General features: G+C 63.1%; 12 protein-coding genes. 7 read left to right on the top strand and 5 right to left on the bottom strand.

The annotated features are described in order from the left end of the window. The first annotated feature begins 156 nt into the window (after window positions 1-156). From E2K99_RS09290 to E2K99_RS09260, 7 genes are all read left to right on the top strand, one after another. Window positions 157-2,145, top strand: coding sequence for a DNA topoisomerase IV subunit B (locus tag E2K99_RS09290; RefSeq protein ID WP_134222033.1), 1,989 nt, complete (start codon window positions 157-159; stop codon window positions 2,143-2,145). A 1-nt stretch (window position 2,146) separates the two neighbouring features. Further along, on the top strand, window positions 2,147-3,043 hold the full coding sequence (locus E2K99_RS09285) for a lytic transglycosylase domain-containing protein (protein WP_134222032.1): 897 nt from the start codon (window positions 2,147-2,149) through the stop codon (window positions 3,041-3,043). Window positions 3,044-3,076: 33 nt separating this feature from the next. After that, window positions 3,077-5,392 (top strand): DNA topoisomerase IV subunit A, encoded by a 2,316-nt coding sequence (parC, locus tag E2K99_RS09280; protein ID WP_134222031.1) that lies wholly within the window; start codon window positions 3,077-3,079, stop codon window positions 5,390-5,392. A gap of 87 nt (window positions 5,393-5,479) precedes the next feature. Then, a protein-coding gene (locus tag E2K99_RS09275; protein WP_134220985.1) for an IS3 family transposase occupies window positions 5,480-6,831 on the top strand; the annotation gives its coding sequence in 2 pieces (ribosomal slippage) (window positions 5,480-5,983 and window positions 5,986-6,831; 1,350 coding nt in all). A gap of 351 nt (window positions 6,832-7,182) precedes the next feature. After that, entirely contained in the window at window positions 7,183-7,692 is a 510-nt protein-coding gene (locus tag E2K99_RS09270; protein WP_134222030.1) for a hypothetical protein, read from the top strand. Window positions 7,693-7,731: 39 nt separating this feature from the next. Next, window positions 7,732-8,364 (top strand): hypothetical protein, encoded by a 633-nt coding sequence (locus tag E2K99_RS09265; protein WP_134222029.1) that lies wholly within the window; start codon window positions 7,732-7,734, stop codon window positions 8,362-8,364. Next, window positions 8,361-8,546 carry a hypothetical protein gene (locus E2K99_RS09260; protein WP_205703767.1) on the top strand — a complete coding sequence of 62 codons (186 nt, stop codon included), beginning with the start codon at window positions 8,361-8,363 and terminating at the stop codon, window positions 8,544-8,546. The genes E2K99_RS09265 and E2K99_RS09260 overlap by 4 nt, the downstream gene beginning before the upstream one ends. A gap of 7 nt (window positions 8,547-8,553) precedes the next feature. Here E2K99_RS09260 and E2K99_RS25485 read toward each other — a convergent pair whose 3' ends face one another. The 5 genes from E2K99_RS25485 to E2K99_RS09240 all read right to left on the bottom strand — a co-directional run bounded on the left by E2K99_RS25485 (window position 8,554) and on the right by E2K99_RS09240 (window position 15,183). Then, window positions 8,554-8,718, bottom strand: coding sequence for a hypothetical protein (locus E2K99_RS25485; RefSeq protein WP_157845743.1), 165 nt, complete (start codon window positions 8,716-8,718; stop codon window positions 8,554-8,556). Between the two features lie 67 nt (window positions 8,719-8,785). Next, window positions 8,786-9,922, bottom strand: a complete 1,137-nt coding sequence (locus tag E2K99_RS09255) for an ABC transporter permease (protein ID WP_121039314.1) — start codon at window positions 9,920-9,922, stop codon at window positions 8,786-8,788. Between the two features lies 1 nt (window position 9,923). After that, complete coding sequence (rbbA, locus tag E2K99_RS09250; protein WP_134222028.1) at window positions 9,924-12,671, bottom strand: ribosome-associated ATPase/putative transporter RbbA; 2,748 nt, start codon at window positions 12,669-12,671, stop codon at window positions 9,924-9,926. Further along, on the bottom strand, window positions 12,668-13,744 hold the full coding sequence (locus tag E2K99_RS09245; protein WP_134222027.1) for an HlyD family secretion protein: 1,077 nt from the start codon (window positions 13,742-13,744) through the stop codon (window positions 12,668-12,670). The genes rbbA and E2K99_RS09245 overlap by 4 nt, the downstream gene beginning before the upstream one ends. Then, window positions 13,741-15,183, bottom strand: a complete 1,443-nt coding sequence (locus E2K99_RS09240) for an efflux transporter outer membrane subunit (RefSeq protein ID WP_205703766.1) — start codon at window positions 15,181-15,183, stop codon at window positions 13,741-13,743. The genes E2K99_RS09245 and E2K99_RS09240 overlap by 4 nt, the downstream gene beginning before the upstream one ends. Between the last annotated feature and the right edge of the window lie 76 nt (window positions 15,184-15,259).

The raw sequence follows: 15,259 nt of genomic DNA, 5'->3' as shown, positions 1-15,259 counted from the left end.
TCCTGCCCGGTAGGGAACAATCCGCCTTGCCAGACGCCGAATCCACGGAATTTTCATTAGAATGCGCTTTTGCAGCGCAAGATGGCCCCTTGGCGAGCCGCTGCGCTGGACGAACAGACAACAACCCTCCGGCATCAGCCACGACCACTCATCTGCATGGCAACCAAAAAAACAACCCCGTCCGATTACAGTGAATCATCGATCCGTGTCCTCAAGGGACTGGAGCCGGTCAAGCAGCGTCCGGGCATGTACACGCGCACCGAGAATCCGCTGCACATCCTCCAGGAAGTGATCGACAACGCCTCCGACGAAGCGCTGGGCGGCTACGGCAAGAGCATCATCGTCACCATCAACGCCGACGGCAGCGTCAGCGTCGAGGACGATGGCCGCGGCATCCCTGTCGGCCTGCACCCGGAAGAAAAGGTCCCGACCGTCGAGATCGTCTTCACCCGCCTGCATGCGGGCGGCAAGTTCGACAAGGGGTCGGGCGGCGCCTACGCCTTCTCCGGCGGCCTGCACGGCGTGGGCGTCTCGGTCACCAATGCGCTGGCCACGCGCCTGGAAATCACGGTCTGGCGCGAAGGCGGCGTGCACACGCTGGCCTTCTCGGGCGGCGACGTCATCGAGAAACTGAAGTCGCGCCCCGCCACTCGCGAGGACAAGAAGTCCGGCACCCGCGTGACCGTCTGGCCGGACGCCAAGTATTTCGACTCGGCCACCATTCCGCTGGGCGAGCTGCAGCGCCTGCTGCGTTCCAAGGCGGTGCTGCTGCCGGGCGTGAAGGTCACGCTGATCAACGCCAAAACCGGCGACACCCAGAACTGGCAGTACGATCAAGGCCTGCGCGGCTACCTGATGGAGCAACTGGCGCAGACCGGCAGCGGCGAAACGTTGATCCCGCTGTTCGAAGGCGAACAGTTCGCCGGCAAGGATGCCGAAGGCTTCGCCGAGGGCGAAGGCGCCTCCTGGGTGGTGGCCTGGACCGAAGAAGGTGCCGTGGTGCGCGAATCCTACGTCAACCTGATCCCCACCTCCAACGGCGGCACCCACGAATCGGGCCTGCGCGAAGGCCTGTTCTCGGCCGTCAAGAGTTTTGCGGAAATGCATTCGCTGCTGCCCAAGGGCGTCAAACTCCTGGCCGAAGACGTGTTTGCGCGCGTCTCCTTCGTGCTCTCGGCCAAGGTGCTGGATCCGCAATTCCAGGGCCAGATCAAGGAACGACTGAACTCGCGCGATGCCGTGCGACTGGTCGCCGGTTACTCGCGTCCGGCGCTGGAGCTGTGGCTGAACCAGCACGTGGAATACGGCAAGAAGCTGGCCGAGCTGGTCATCAAGCAGGCCCAAAGCCGCCTGCGCTCGGCGCAAAAGGTCGAAAAGAAGAAATCTTCAGGCGTGGCCGTGCTGCCGGGCAAGCTGACCGATTGCGAATCCTCGGATGTGACGCGCAATGAAATTTTCCTGGTGGAGGGCGACTCCGCCGGCGGCTCCGCCAAGATGGGCCGCGACAAGGAATTCCAGGCCATCCTGCCCTTGCGCGGCAAGGTCCTGAACGCTTGGGAAACCGAGCGCGACCGCCTCTTCGCCAACAATGAAATCCACGATATCGCCGTGGCCATCGGCGTCGATCCGCATGGCATCAACGACACGCCGGATCTCTCCGGCCTGCGTTACGGCAAGATCTGCATCCTCTCGGACGCGGACGTGGACGGCTCGCACATCCAGGTATTGTTGCTGACGCTGTTCTTCCGTCACTTCCCCAAGCTGATCGAGAACGGCCACATCTGCGTGGCGCGCCCGCCGCTCTATCGCGTGGATGCTCCGGCACGCGGCAAGAAGCCGGTGCAGAAGCTTTACGCCTTGGACGATGGCGAACTCGAAGCCATCGAAGACAAGCTGCGCAAGGATGGCCTGAAGGAAGGTGCCTGGAGCATTTCCCGCTTCAAAGGCCTGGGCGAGATGAATGCCGAGCAGCTGTGGGAAACCACCATGAATCCGGACACCCGCCGCCTGCTGCCGATCAGCTTCGGCGAGCCTGGCGTGCAGACCTCCGAAGAGCGTTTCAACATGCTCATGGGCAAGGGCGAAGCGGCGTCCCGCCGCGCCTGGATCGAAGAGCACGGCAACGAAGCCGAAGCGGACATCTGACATGCGCCGCCCCGCGTTCCTGCACACCAGCGCTCTCGCCTCCCTTTTGGGTGCGGCGGCGCTGCTCTGTGCCGGACCGGTACAGTCGCAGCAAGTGGTCCGGTACACCGATGCCGATGGTGTACAGCACATGCGGGTGGAAGCAGCGGACAGTGGCCGGGACAGTACCGGTACGGCTGCCGCCGCAAAGAAGCCCAAGACCATTGTGTACCGGTACACCGATGCCGATGGCGCGGTGCACTTCTATGCCCAGACCCTGGACGACCCGGACAAGCTCATGGCCAGCAGTGCAACGCTGCTCAACCATCCCGGCAGCAAGGAAGCGGTGACCCCGGCCGATCCGCCTTTCGTCAAGACCATGCTGGCCCATCGCGATGCGCGCAAGTACGACAGCCTGCTCACCGAAGCGGCCAGCGAATTCGGCCTGGATGCGGCGCTGCTGAAGGCCGTCATGACGGCCGAATCCGGCTTCAATGCCACGGCCGTCTCCAGCAAGGGTGCGGTGGGCCTGATGCAGATCCTGCCCGATACGGCCGAGCGTTACGGCCTGCAGGGGGATCGCCGCAAGACGCTGCACCAGAAGCTAACCGATCCGAAGATCAACATCCGCCTGGCCGCGCGCTACCTGCGCGATCTGATGGCGATGTTCCCGCAGCATGTGGAACTGGCCATTGCCTCCTACAACGCCGGGGAAGGCGCGGTGCAGAAGTATGGCAACAAGATCCCGCCCTATCCCGAGACACAGGGCTATGTGCGGCTGGTGTCGCGGTTCTATGAACTGTACCGGCCCGCGGGCGCACTGCGCCTGGCCGCAGGCGAGCGCGGCAGCGCCAATGCCGGCGGCAATGCGCGCCTGAAGGTGACGCTGCCGCCGCGCGAGCCCGCCATCAACGATTAACCCAGTCAATACGAACACAACAAGACAAGCTCCATGACCGATCAACCGACCCTCTTTGACCAAGCCCCGGCTGCGCCCGATGGCGAATCGCTGACGCTGTCCACCTTCGCCGAACGCGCCTATCTCGATTACGCGATCTCGGTGGTCAAGGGCCGCGCCCTGCCCGACGTGGCTGACGGCCAGAAGCCGGTACAGCGCCGCATCCTCTATGCGATGAACGAACTGTCGCTGAACTCGGCGGCCAAACCGCGCAAGTCCGCCGCCGTGGTCGGCGACGTGCTGGGCAAGCTGCACCCGCACGGCGACCAGTCGGTGTATGACGCGCTGGTGCGCATGGCGCAGGATTTTTCGCTGCGCTATCCCTTGATCGACGGCCACGGCAACTTCGGTTCGCGCGATGGCGATGGCGCAGCGGCGATGCGCTACACCGAAGCACGCCTGACGCCCATCAGCAAATTGCTGCTCGATGAAATCGACATGGGCACGGTGGATTTCCAGCCCAACTACGATGGCTCCACCGAAGAGCCGCGCCTCCTGCCGGCGCGCCTGCCCTTCCTGCTGTTGAACGGTGCCTCCGGCATTGCCGTGGGCATGGCCACTGAAATCCCCTCGCACAACCTGACCGAAGTGGCCAAGGCGGCCGTGGCGATGATCCGCAATCCCAAGATCACGCACGCCGAGCTGATGGAACTGATCCCCGGCCCGGACTTCCCCGGTGGCGGCCAGATCATCACCCCGAAGTCGACCATCGCCGAGATGTACCAGAGCGGCCGTGGCAGCCTGAAGGTGCGCGCACGCTGGAAGATCGAAGACCTGGCGCGCGGCCAGTGGCAGGCGGTCATCACCGAACTGCCGCCGGGCGTTTCCTCACAGCGCGTGCTGGAAGAAATCGAAGAACTGACCAACCCCAAGCTGAAGCTGGGCAAGAAGTCGCTGACGCCCGAACAGCAGGCGCAGAAGGCGGCCATCCTGGGCCTGCTCGATGCAGTGCGCGACGAGTCCGGCCGCGAAGCGCCGGTGCGTTTGGTGTTCGAGCCGAAGTCCAAGAACCAGGACCAGACCGAGTTCATGAACACGCTGCTGGCGCAGACCTCGCTGGAGACCAGTGCCTCGCTGAACCTGGTGATGATCGGCGGCGATGGCCGTCCGCGCCAGAAGAACCTCACCGACATCCTCACCGAGTGGATCAGCTTCCGCTTCGACACGGTGACGCGCCGCACGCAGTTCCGCATGCAGAAGGTCAACGACCGCATCCACATCCTGGAAGGCCGGGAAGCGGTGCTGTTGAACATCGACAAGGTCATCAAGATCATCCGCGAATCGGACGAACCGAAGCCGGCCCTGATGGACGCCTTCAAGCTCTCCGAGCGCCAGGCCGAAGACATCCTGGAAATCCGCCTGCGCCAATTGGCGCGACTGGAAGCCATCAAGATCCAGCAGGAACTGGCCGAACTGCGCAACGAGAAGACCACGCTGCAGGACCTGCTGGACAATCCGTCCTCGATGAAGCGTCTGGTCATCAAGGAAATCGAAGGCGACGCCAAGACCTACGGCGATGCCCGCCGCACCATCATCGAAGAAGCCGAGCGCGCCACCTTCGAGCAGAAGGTGATCGATGAGCCGGTGACGGTGATCATTTCTCAGAAGGGCTGGGTGCGCGCGCGCACCGGCCATGGCCACGATGCGACGCAGTTCACCTTCAAGGCCGGTGACAGCCTGTATGGCGCGTTTGAATGCCGCACCGTGGACAACCTGCTGGCCTTCGGCTCCAACGGCCGGGTCTACACGATTGCGGTCAATGCGTTGCCCAATGCGCGTGGCGATGGCGTGCCTGTGACCACGCTGATCGAACTGGCCAGCGGCAGCAACATCCAGCATTACTTTGCCGGTCCGGCCGATACCACGCTGTTGCTGGCCTCTGATGCGGCGGCCGGTTTCATTGCCAAGGCGTCCGACATGTTTGGCCGCGTCAAGGGCGGCAAGAGCTTCTTCACGCTCGATGAGGGTGCGCTGCCGCTGGCACCGACGCCGGTGGCGGCCGATGCCAGCGCCGTGGCCTGCGTGTCGGCCAATGGCCGCCTGCTGGTGTTTGGCCTGGACGAGATGAAGACGCTGTCTTCCGGTGGCCGTGGCGTGAACCTGATGGAGCTGGAAAAGAACGAAAAGCTGGTCGCTGCCCAGGCCATCAGCCAGAAGGGTGTCGTAGTCCATGGCACCGGCAACATGAGCAAGCCCAAGGAGATTGCCTTGAGCGGCGAGAAGCTGCTGGCGCACGTGGGCAAGCGCGCACGCAAGGGCCGCGTGCTGGAATCGCGCATCAAGGCGACGGGGTTGCGTTCGCAGGGTTGATGCCCGGTTTCTTTTTGCGGTGAAGTCGCCCCCTGCTGAACTGCACCCCAAAAGTTGGACATAAATCCAACCTTTGGGGTGTTTTTCATGGCGAAGTACGATGAGAAGTTCAAGCAGGAAGTGGTACAGAAATATCTAGCGGGAGGTAGTGCCAGAGGGCTTGCCAAGGAATATGGTCTGAAGCACAGCATAGTTCAGCGGTGGGTCCAGAGCTACCGACATCATGGCGTAGCGGGACTGATCAAGAAGCACGAGCACTATAGTGCCGAGTTCAAGCTATCGGTATTGACGCGAATGAAGCAGGATCAGTTATCACAGCGGGAAGTGGAGGCTATGTACGGACTTCGCGGCTGCGGGACGGTCAGTCGGTGGGAGCGCCTGTATCATGAGCACGGCCTGGCTGGATTGCAGCCGAAGCCGAAAGGACGCTCAATGATGATGAAGCCCAAGATTCCCGCAAAGCCCACAAGGAAAGACGACATGCGCCCACGCGAAGAATTGCTCGATGAAATCGAGTATCTGCGTGCGGAGGTTGATTACCTAAAAAAGCGTCGGGCCTTGATTCAGACAGAGCAAGCGGCTGCGCAAAAGCAGCGCGACTCGTCCAGGAATTGAGGCCACACCACAAGTTGCCTGTTCTGCTGAAGGTGGCCGGATTGGCGCGCAGCACATTCTATTACCAGATCAAGGCGCAGGAAGCAGGCGACAAATACGCGGCCGTGAAATCGCGCATCCGCAAGATCTATGACCGGCACAAAGGCAGGTATGGCTACCGCCGCGTCACGGACACGCTCAAGCAGGCAGGCCAACTGATCAATCACAAGACGGTGCAGCGCCTGATGAGCCAATTGGGCTTGAAGTCGCTGGTGAGGCCGAAGAAATACAGGTCGTATCGCGGCCCTGGGCACGCTCATGTGGAGAACTTGCTTCAGAGGAAATTCAAGGCAGAGCGGTTCGGAGAGAAGTGGGTAACGGATGTTACTGAATTCAAAGTCGGTGGAGAGAAGCTTTATCTGTCGCCTGTCATGGACTTGTACAACGGCGAGATCGTGTCGTATCAGACGAGTCGTTCACCCCAGTTCCAGATGGTCGACAGCATGCTCAAGAAGGCAATCTCGACCTTGAAGGGGACACGTCGCCCCATGCTGCACTCGGATCAGGGATGGCAATATCAGATGCACGCTTACCGGCGCACCTTGGCCGAAAACGGTATTAAGCAGAGTATGTCGCGTAGAGGGAATTGCCTGGATAATGCAGCCATGGAAAGCTTCTTCGGCACGCTCAAGTCGGAGTGTTTTTACCTGACTCGCTTCTCCAGCATCGAGCAGTTACAGATCGAGTTGCGCAAGTACATGCACTACTACAACCACCACCGCATCAAGAGCAAATTAAAAGGACTGAGCCCTGTGCAATACAGAACTCAGTCCTTTAGGCCTTAACCGGCTGTTGACCGTCCAACTTTATGGGGTCAGTTCATGCGCAGTTTGGCAGGGGGCGATTTTTTTGATGGCTTGCACAACTGATTGCTTCGTGGGCAAGGGGTGGTCGAAGCATTTCGAATGCGGGGTGGAGTTTTGGGTGTTGGCGTGGAAGAGCCAACGCCTGCTGGGGAGAATGCGCGCTCAGTGTTGAAAGCGAGGAGCGTGCAAGATGAGAAACACCCCAGTGAAAGATAGAATCCCGGACAAATCCAAGAGCCCCGTCGCTCGATTACGCTACATCTTTCCCCTCCGCGCCCATCAATTTGCGGCCCACCGACCTCTGATGAGTGAGGCGTAATGGCGCGCCCGATGAACTATCTCCTTGCAGCGGCCATAGTGCTGTTGCTCTGCTACGGCACCCTGCGCAAATACAGCACGCTGGTCCGGCCACACTATCCGCCCATCTCCATCTCAGTCAATCCCGCAGGCACCTGCGCGCTCGCCGAATACAATTTCCGGGGAGGCGAGCGCTGGTACTGGACTGACCCTTATCGCTGGTTCCTGCTGGCGTCCGGGGATGCGTTTTATACGATTACCGATCTGCGTACAGGCAAGATCATCCGGGACTCCACCACTCAAATCGTCCCCGGTCTGGAAGCCAACTCGCTGGTGGCGGTGGCCATGGGAGACGAAGTGTTCTATTGGTCTGCCGATGGCACGAAAGCAAATTTCCCGGGGGGCAGTGCCGAGGATTACTTCCACGAATGGACTGATCTCAAGGAATGCGAGGGGAGGCACGCGGAATCAGACTATGCCAACCTGAATTGCAGAATGGATACAGCCTCTGAGCTCTGTAAGCGGCTAAGCGACGCGCTTTGATTCAGGAACTGTATCTTCTATTCAAATCTCGGCAGGGCAATGCAAACTCTCTTTTTTAGTGACCAGATGAAAAGTTGCTTTGCATTTCCATTACTGAGCACCGTGGGCATTGGGTGCGGAGTTTCTGTGGGAGCGCTCAATACCGCCTTCATCACGAATTGCGGAGAAAGTTGCCCGGACGACCCGCTGCTGTGGGCGCTGGGATGTTCCATCACATTTCCCCTTATCGGCCATCTTCTGCTCAAAAAGACACGGCAAACGGTCGCCAATACCATGCTGGTTGCCGTGGCACTGGCAGCCACCGTCCTGCTACCGGCCCTCGCGATGTATGCCTGCAGCCTTCACGAGAAATATTGGAGACTGCATAGCAAGCAGGTTTATCCGGATATCGAATACAGCCTCATGGTAATTTCAGAGGACCCACTCCCCGCACTGGGCATCGCCGAGGCTGAACGCTGTGTCATCAACAATGACCTGCGTTGTGGCGAAAACCCGCAAGTGATTCCAGCCCTGTGCCAAAGCGGATTCGTATCACTGCCACGGAAACATTGGTCTTCTTTCAAGCGACTCCCGAACGAAGATCTGCAAGGCCCCGCGCCTGCCAATGATGACCGGAAATATTATTTAAATGATTTATGCCAGCAACAGGCTACATCAGTGAGTCAACCATGAACAAGATCAAGGCTGCGGTTTCTCACCACGAGCGTGAAATCGCCGAACTGCGCGCGAACCCTGTACTGGCCATCGAGTACCTGAAGGCCGCTGTGGAGCCACTGGACAGTCCGGATGACCTCCCTGCCGCGTTGCTGGCACTGCGCGCCATCAGCGAAGCCTATGGTGATGCCGGCTCTTGAAAACTCGTCACCCAATCGCCACCGATACCCGATACACCAACACCCCCAGCAATCCAAACGCCCCCGCCAGCATGCAATAAGGTGCCCAGCGTTGCGCGCGTTGGCCGTAGCCGATCAGCAGCAGCGCGATGCTGATGAGCGGTATCCAGGTTGAGGGGCTGTTGAAGTCCATGATGATTTCTCCCGGTTGATTGCATCGCTAGTCATGTGGGCAGCGCAGCTGCGCGCGCCCTCCTCCATCACGCCATCTGGCTGATGGTCTTTCTGAACCGGCCCAGTGCAGCTACAAACAGGACCAGGCCAATTGCCAGGATGGCCAGCAGTTGCGGCCAGATCACTTCCAGGCCAGCGCCCCGGTACAGTATGGCTTGCCCCGCCGCGACAAAATGTGTCGTCGGGGCGGCCAGCATGATGTCCTGTACCGGTACAGGCATGCTCTCGCGCGGCGTGGAGCCGCCCGACAGCAATTGCAGCGGCAACAGCACCAGTACGGTGAGCATCCCGAACTGCGGCATCGAACGCGCCAACGTGGCCATGAAGATGCCCATCGAGGTAGTGGCAAACAGATGCAGCACCGTCACCAGCATGAACAGCGCCAGCGAGCCCTCGATGGGCACCTGCAAGGCGCCCCGCACGATCAGCAGCAAAGACATCAAGGCCGCCAGTGCCACGACCGAGCCCATCGCCCACACCTTGGCCAGCATGATCTCGGCCGGACTCACCGGCATCACCAGCAGGTGTTCGATGGTGCCGTGCTCGCGCTCGCGGATGAGTGCCGCCCCCGTCAGGATGATGGAGAGCATGGTGACGTTGTTGATGATCTCCATGAGCGAACCGAACCAGGATTGCTCCAGGTTGGGATTGAAGCGCATGCGCAAGGCCAGTCCCACCGGCGCATCGCCAGCGGCCTCGCTACGCCGCACGAATTGCGTGACCTCGTTGCTGACCATCTGCTGGATGTAGCTGTTGCCGGTGAAAGCCTGGCTCATGCGCGTGGCATCCACGTTCAGCTGGACCGCCGGCGCGCGTCCGGCCAGCACGTCACGCTGGAAATCCGCCGGGATGTCCAAGACGAAGGTGTAGTCGCCCGCATCGAGCCCGGCATCAGCCTCCCGCGCCGTCACCAGCCGGGCCACCTTGAAATGCGGGGGATAGAACAAGGACGCAATGCGTGCCGACAGCGGCGAGCCATCGTTGTCGACGATGGCGATGGCGGCATTGTGCAGGCTCTCCGGCATGGCCGTGGCGGCCACATAGATGGAGAGCGTGAAGGTGTAGGCGATCAGCACCAGCATGGCCGGATCGCGCAGCAGGCTCCACAGCTCCTTGACGCCAAGACGAAAAATGTTGGACAGGCTGGCAGGCGCGCGGCGCATCTCATTGCTCCTGCTTCTTCAGCAGCCACACCGACAACCCCAGGATCACGGGGGCCGCCAGCACCAGCGGCCAGAACGAGGCCCCCAGGTCACCCACCGCCAGCGCCTTGCTGAACACGCCACGGCTGATGGTGAGGAAATGCGTGGCCGGATAGACCTGTCCGATCAGCGCACCCATGCCTTCGAGCGAAGAGACCGGATTCAACAGTCCGGCGAACTGCACGCAGGGAATGATGGTGCCGATCATGGTCACGAAGAGGGCCGCAATCTGGCTGCGCGTAAAGGTCGAGGCCAGCAGCCCGAAGCCGGTCGAGCAGATGATGAAGACCAGCGCCGCCAGCGTCAGCGTGAAGAGACTGCCCTTGACCGGCACCCCGAACACGGTCACGGCCAGCAGGGTCAACATGGCGAAATTGAGCATGCCCAGCACCAGATAAGGCAGCTGCTTGCCCAGCAGGAATTCAGTGCGCGTGACCGGCGTGACGTAGAGGTTGAGAATGGAGCCCAGCTCCTTCTCGCGCACCACCGACAGCGCCGTCAGCATGGCTGGGATCATCATCAGCAGCAGCGGGATGATGGCCGGCACCATGGCCGGGAGGCTCTTGACGTCCGGGTTGTAGCGATAGCGCGTCTCGATCGTGGCGGGCTGCGCCAGGCGCTGGCCCAGCCGGTGCGTGACGATGTCGGCCAGCCACAGCTGATGCATGCCCTGCACATAGCCGCGCACGGTCTCGGCGCGCGTGGGCATGGCACCATCGACCCAGGCCCCCACTTCCACCGGCTTGCCCCGCGCAATATCGCGGGCGAAGCCGGGCGGGATTTCAATGGCCAGGGAGATCTCGCCGCTGCGCATGCGGCGGTCCAGGTCCTGGTAATCGCGGATGGGCGGCTGCTCGATGAAGTAGCGCGAACCCGACAGGTTCAGCGCATAGTTCTGGCTCAGGCCGGCCTGGTCGCGGTCGAGCACGGCGTAGCTGAGGTTTTCCACGTCGAGGTTGATGCCATAGCCGATGATGAACATCAGGATCACCGTGCCCAGCAAGGCCAGGGTGGCGCGTACCGGGTCGCGCCGCAGCTCCAGGCTCTCGCGCTGGCTGTAGCTGAGGGCGCGGCCCAGGCTGGTGCGCAGGCGGCTGTTGCCAGCTGGCGCGTGGTTCCGGGCCGATGTGACTTTTACATCAGGCGCAGGCGTCATTGCGCCCTTCCCGGCCGCTTCTTCCAGGTACCCGATGAAGGCTTGTTCCAAATTAGCCGACCCGCGCTGGCGGATCAGTTCCTCCGGCGTAGCGCTGACCAGCACGCGGCCGGCGTGCATGAGCGAGATGCGGTCGCAGCGCTGGGCCTCGTTCATGAAATGGGTGGAGATGAATATCGTCACCTGGTCGCGCCGCGCGAGATCGATCATCAATTGCCAGAACAGGTCGCGCGCGATCGGGTCCACGCCCGAAGTCGGTTCATCCAGGATCAGCAGCTCCGGCTTGTGCACCATCGCCACGGCCAGCGAGAGCCGCTGGCGGATGCCCAGCGGCAGGCTCTCGGGCAGGCTGTCCATCACCTCCTGCAGGCCGAAGCGCTGCGCCATCTCTTCTGTGCGCGCCGCGATCTGCTCCTGCGGCACGCGATACAGCCGTGCATGCAGCACCAGGTTCTGGCGCACGCTCAGTTCGCCATACAGCGAAAAGGCCTGCGACATGTAGCCCACACGCGCCCGCGTAGCCATGTCGCGCGGATCGACGGCCTGGCCGAACAGCCAGGCCTGGCCTTCACTGGCAGGCAGGAGGCCGGTCAGCATCTTCATGGTGGTGGATTTGCCGCAGCCGTTGGAGCCCAGGAATCCGAAGATCTCGCCGCGCCGGATGCGGAAGTCCACATGATCCACCGCCACGAAGTCTCCGAAGCGCATGGTCAGTCCGCGCGCTTCGATGGCGATCTCGGCTTGCCGCGCCGGATCCAGCGGTGTCACCTGCACTGGCTGGTGGCCGCGCCGCTTATCCGGTGGCAGCAAGGCGATGAAGGCCTCTTCCAGTGCGGCCGTACCGGTGCGTGCATGCAGTTCGGCAGGCGTGCCGGTAGCCAGGATCTGGCCGTCATCCATGGCTACCAGGAAATCGAAGCGGTCGGCTTCTTCCATGTAGGCCGTCGCCACGATGACGCTCATGCCGGGCCGCTGCTGGCGTATGTGCGCGATCAGGTCCCAGAACTGCGCACGCGAGAGCGGATCGACGCCGGTGGTGGGTTCGTCCAGGATCAGCAGGTCAGGGTCGTGGATCAGCGAACAGCACAATCCCAGCTTCTGCTTCATGCCGCCGGAGAGCTTGCCCGCCGGCCGCGCCAGGAAAGGCGACAGGCCGGTGCCGGCAGTGAGCGTATCGATGCGCTGGCGACGCTCCTGCGCGGACTGGCCGAACAGGCGGCCAAAGAATTGCAGGTTCTCCTCCACCGACAGCGTCGGATACAGATTCTTGCCCAGACCCTGCGGCATGTAGGCGATGCGCGGGCAGACCGCTTCACGATGCGCGGCCCGGCGCATGTCGCCACCGAGGACTTCCACGTCCCCTTCCTGCAGGGCGCGTGCACCGGCCACCAGCGACAGCAGGCTGGATTTGCCCACGCCATCGGGCCCGATCAGGCCGACCATGCAGCCGGCCGGAATTTCCAGCGAGATCGCCTGCAGGGCCGGCTTCTGGCCATAGCGCAGCGACACGCCCGACAGGCGCGCCACCAGGCTCTGACCAAGGCTCTCTGTCATTGCGGGACCTTCACCGCCAGCGTGGCGGGCCAGTCACGCGCATTGTCGGTCCGCACCCAGGCCACGCCGGGCAAGCCGGTCTTGACCAGGGTCAGGTGCTGGCGCAGCAGCGCCGGATCGATCTGCGCCTTGACGCGAAACATCAGCTTCTGCCGCTCGCTGGCGGTCTCTACCGTCTTGGGCGTGAACTGCGCAGTGCTGGCCACGAATGAAATACGCGCCGGGATCACGTATTGCGGGGCGGCGTCCAGCACGATGCGCGCCTCGCCGCCCAGCGCCAGCTTGCCGGCGACGGTCTCGGGAACGAAGAAGGTCATGTAGACATCGCTCAAGTCCACCAGGTTGAGCAGCTTGCCGCCCCCGCCCAGCACTTCGCCCGGCTGAGCGATGCGGTATTGCACGCGTCCGGCGCGCGGGGCCACGAGCGTGCTGTCGTCGATGTCGACCTTGATGCGCTGGACCGTGGCCGCTGCGGCCGTGACCGTGGCGCGCGCGCCGCTGACCTGGGTGCGGGCGGCTGCCACGGCGGCCTGGGCGGCGGTCACTTGTGCCTGGGCGGCAGTGACGGCGGCTTCCATGCTCTGCACGCGGGCACGATCGTCGTCCACTTCCTGCAGCGAGGAGGCACCTTCCTTGACCAGCACCTCCGAGCGCGCCAGGCGACGCCGTGCCGCATCCAGCTCGCTGGCGCGCTGCGCGGCCTGGGCCAATGCGGCCTGATGATCGCTCTCGCGCACGGCCACCTGGGCCTCGGCACTGGCCACGGCCGAGACCGATTGCTGCTGGCGCGCCTGGGCCTCGTCGCGCTGGGCTTCCAGCGAGAGTACCTGCATGCGGGCCAGCGGCTGGCCGGCTGCGACGAAGTCGCCTTCATTGACGAGGATGGCATCGACCCGGCCACCCAGCTTGGTGGCCACATCCACTTCGGTGGCTTCGATGCGGCCGTTGCCGCTGGCGAATCCCTCGCCGGGGCCGCTGTGGTGCAGGCGCAGCCAGGCATAGGCCGCACCGCCGGCGAGGAGCACGGCCAGCGCGGCGGCCAGCAGGGGTTTCTTGGCGTGAGGGAGCGTCATGGTCGGGGTCCGGAAGAAAGGGGGAAAGCCGCAGGCGCATTGCTGTCGCCACCCAGCGCCGCATACAGCGCCACCGATGACGACAGCAGCGCACGCCGGATCTGCACCCGCTGCTGGCGTGCGCTCAGCAGGTCGCGCTGGGCATCGAGCACGTCGAGGAAAGGCGCAGCGCCGTTGTCATAGCGCAGCGTGGACAGGCGCGCCCGCTCGGTCTGGACCTGCACCGCCGTCTCGGCAATGGCGAGCTGGCGGGTCAGCCACTGGCGCGCGGCCAGCGCATCGGCGACGTCGCGGAAGGCGGACTGGATGGTTTTTTCGTAATTGGCCACGGCCAGGTCGCGCCGCACTTCGGCCAGGTTCAGGTTGTTGCGCAGGCGGCCTGCCGTGAAGATCGGCAGCGACAGGCTGGGCGAGAAACTCCAGGCATGGCTGCCATCGCGGAACAATCCGCTCAGTTCAGCGCTGGCCGTGCCAAGGTTGCCTGTGAGCGAAATGCTGGGAAAGAAGGCCGCGCGTGCTGCACCAATGTTGGCATTGGCCGCTTGCAGGCGGTGCTCGGCAGCGGCCACGTCGGGGCGGCGCGTGAGCAGCAGCGAAGGCGCGCCGGGCGACAGCGCCGGGAACACTGCATCCAGTGCCGGCCGCGCCTGGCCGACTGGCAGTTCCAATGGCGAACCGACCAGCAGCGTGAGTGCATTCAAACGTTGTGCGCGCTGCTGTTCCAGCTGTGCGCCCAAGGCCTGGGCTTGCGTGAGCAGGGTTTCGATCTGGGTCAGGTTCAGGCGCGAGGTGGCACCGACCTCGACCCGGCGCGCAAAGATGCGATAGCTCTCCTGCCGGCTGGCGATGGTGTCGCGGGCGATGGCCAGGCGTTCGTCGATCTCGGCCAATTCCAGCCAGGCATCGGCAACCTGGGCCACCAGGCTCAGGGCTGCGGCACGGCGGGTGGCTTCGCTGGCCAGCGCGGTTTGCAGCGCGGCGTCATCCAGGCTGCGCAGGCGGCCCCACAGGTCCAGCTCCCAGGTGCTCAGGCCCACGCCGGCCTGATAGGCACTGCCGACCAGCGGGCGTCCGGTCAGGTTGAGGTCGGCCGGAGTGCGCGAGCGATCCAGGCCTGCCTGTGCGCCAACGGCGGGAAACAGGTCGGCGCGCTGGATGCCGTAGAGCGCCCTCGCCTCCTCGACCCGCAAGGCCGCTGCGCGCAGGTCGCGGTTGTTGGCCAAGGCCTGGGCGATGAGGGCTTGCAGTTGCGGATCGCGGAACCAGGCTTGCCAACCGAGTGCCGGTGCGGCTTCACCTGCGCCATCGGCCTGCTGCGGATAGTGCGCCGCCACCGGTGCAGCGGGCCGCTGGTAATCCGGCGCCATCGACTGGCAGGCCGCCAGCAGGAGCGGCAAGGCAGCCAGCAAGGGACGGATTCGCAGAGAGGGTTCGCACATCGTGATTCTCGGCATCGGCAGGAAATGGGGCGACGGAAAGCTTCGTCAAAAGCTTCGTCTTGAGTGACCACATTAT

Source organism: Herbaspirillum huttiense (assembly GCF_004367745.1).
In the GTDB taxonomy this organism is placed as follows: Bacteria; Pseudomonadota; Gammaproteobacteria; order Burkholderiales; family Burkholderiaceae_D; genus Herbaspirillum; species Herbaspirillum huttiense.
Note: the sequence above shows the minus strand (reverse complement) of the source record. Positions and strands in the feature narration are given on the sequence as shown.